Origin of the sequence: Streptomyces sp. 13-12-16 (genome assembly GCF_002114215.1) — a bacterium.
GTDB lineage: Bacteria > Actinomycetota > Actinomycetes > Streptomycetales > Streptomycetaceae > Streptomyces.
Genome location: NZ_NCTE01000679.1, coordinates 1 through 1,789 on the forward strand (window position 1 = coordinate 1; position 1,789 = coordinate 1,789).

The 1,789-nt window shown below is 73.1% G+C and carries 1 protein-coding gene and 2 pseudogenes; 2 read left to right on the forward strand and 1 reads right to left on the reverse strand.

Going from position 1 to position 1,789, the window contains the following annotated elements; genetic code table 11:
• Positions 1 to 456, reverse strand: a pseudogene (locus B7767_RS25835) (Ppx/GppA family phosphatase); the annotation flags it as partial.
• A gap of 95 nt (positions 457 to 551) precedes the next feature.
• On the opposite strand from B7767_RS25835, the gene B7767_RS25840 reads away from it, so the two are divergent.
• Positions 552 to 1,436: a hypothetical protein gene (locus tag B7767_RS25840; protein WP_085574294.1), complete on the forward strand. Its 885-nt coding sequence runs from the start codon at positions 552 to 554 to the stop codon at positions 1,434 to 1,436.
• A gap of 143 nt (positions 1,437 to 1,579) precedes the next feature.
• A pseudogene (locus tag B7767_RS47405) lies at positions 1,580 to 1,789 on the forward strand (cell division protein DivIVA); the annotation flags it as partial.

The following is a 1,789-nucleotide window of genomic DNA, read 5'->3' on the forward strand; positions in this document are numbered from 1 at the left end:
GTCGGGCTCCTCGTCCATGCCGTAGGCGATCTCCAGGGAGCCGCCGCCGATGTCGATGACGAGCAGTTTCCCGGCCGACCAGCCGAACCAGCGGCGGGCGGCGAGGAAGGTGAGCCGGGCCTCCTCGTCGCCGCTGAGCACCTGCAGTTCGACCCCGGTCTCCTCGCGCACGCGCGTGAGGACGTCGTCGGCGTTGCCGGCGTCGCGCACCGCGGAGGTCGCGAACGGCAGCAGCTCCTCGACGCCCTTGTCCTCGGCGGCCTGGAGCGCCTCGTGGACGACCGCGACCAGCCTGTCGACGCCGTCGGCGCCGACGGCCCCGTCGTCGTCGAGGAGTTGGGCGAGGCGCAGTTCCGCCTTGTGCGAGTGCGCGGGCAGCGGGCGCGCGCCGGGGTGCGCGTCCACCACCAGCAGATGCACCGTGTTCGAACCCACGTCGAGGACACCGAGTCTCATGTACGGAACGCTACTGCCCGCCGCGCGGTGTGATGCCTCTTCCGTAGAGGCCGAGCCGGTCCCGGCGGGGAGCGCGGGCGACTTACCCTGGACGGGTGCCAAAGACGAAAAAGGCGAAGGACGAAAAGACGGACAAGAAGGCCAAGAAGGACAAGAAGGCCGGACTGGCCGAGGGTTCTTCGCGGGCGACAGCACCGCGGGCGCCGGGAACGGCGCCGGTGGACGACGAGAAGGGGCTCGACTTCGCCCGCGCGTGGGTGGAGTTTCCCGATCCGGCGGACGACGAGCAGGTCTTCCGCTGCGATCTGACATGGCTGACCTCTCGCTGGAACTGCATCTTCGGCAGCGGCTGCCAGGGCATCCAGGCGGGCCGCGCGGACGACGGCTGCTGCACCCTGGGTGCCCACTTCTCGGACGAGGACGACGAGAAGCGGGTCGCCGGTCACGTGGCGAGGCTCACTCCGGACATCTGGCAGCACCACGCGGAGGGCACGAGGAACGGCTGGGTCTCGGAGGACGAGGACGGCGACCGTCAGACCCGCCCGTTCCAGGGCTCCTGCATCTTCCAGAACCGGCCGGGCTTCGCGGGCGGCATGGGCTGCTCGCTGCACATCCTCGCCCTGAAGGAGGGCCGGGAGCCGCTGGAGACCAAGCCGGACGTGTGCTGGCAGCTTCCCGTCCGGCGGACCTACGACTGGATCGACCGGCCCGACGACACGCGCGTGCTGCAGGTGTCGATCGGTGAGTACGACCGCCGGGGCTGGGGACCGGGCGGCCACGACCTGCACTGGTGGTGCACCTCGGCCACCTCGGCGCACGGCGCCGGGGACCCGGTGTACGTCTCCTACCGCGCGGAGCTGACCGAGCTGATGGGCAAGGCGGGCTACGACCGTCTGGTCGAGCTGTGCGAGGAACGGCTGGCCTCGCAGCTGCCCCTGCTGGCCCCGCATCCGGCGGACCCCGCCCGGCACCCCCGGTGACCTGAGCCGGGGATTCCCCGGTGGGTCGCCGGCCGCCCGGTCGGTGCAGCCCGTGCCTGCCGGCAGGCACGGGCTGCTCGGATCGGACGTCGTGCCCGGCAGAGGGATTCCGGCCCGGGGCGCCAGGACGCCCCTAGGAGGACGTGGCCGGGCCCGTGGCGGGCGGCGGCGAGTCCTCCTCCGGGCCGGTCGCCACCGGAGTGGAGGGCGTGGGTCCGGTGGGTGTCGGGCCGCCCGTCGTGGGGTCCGGGCCGGGTGAGGACGGCGGGTCGCCCGGTGTGGGCCGGGAGGGCGCCGGTGTCGTGGGCGTCGGCTCCGGACCGGGCGACGACGGAGGCGGGGCGCTCGGCGTG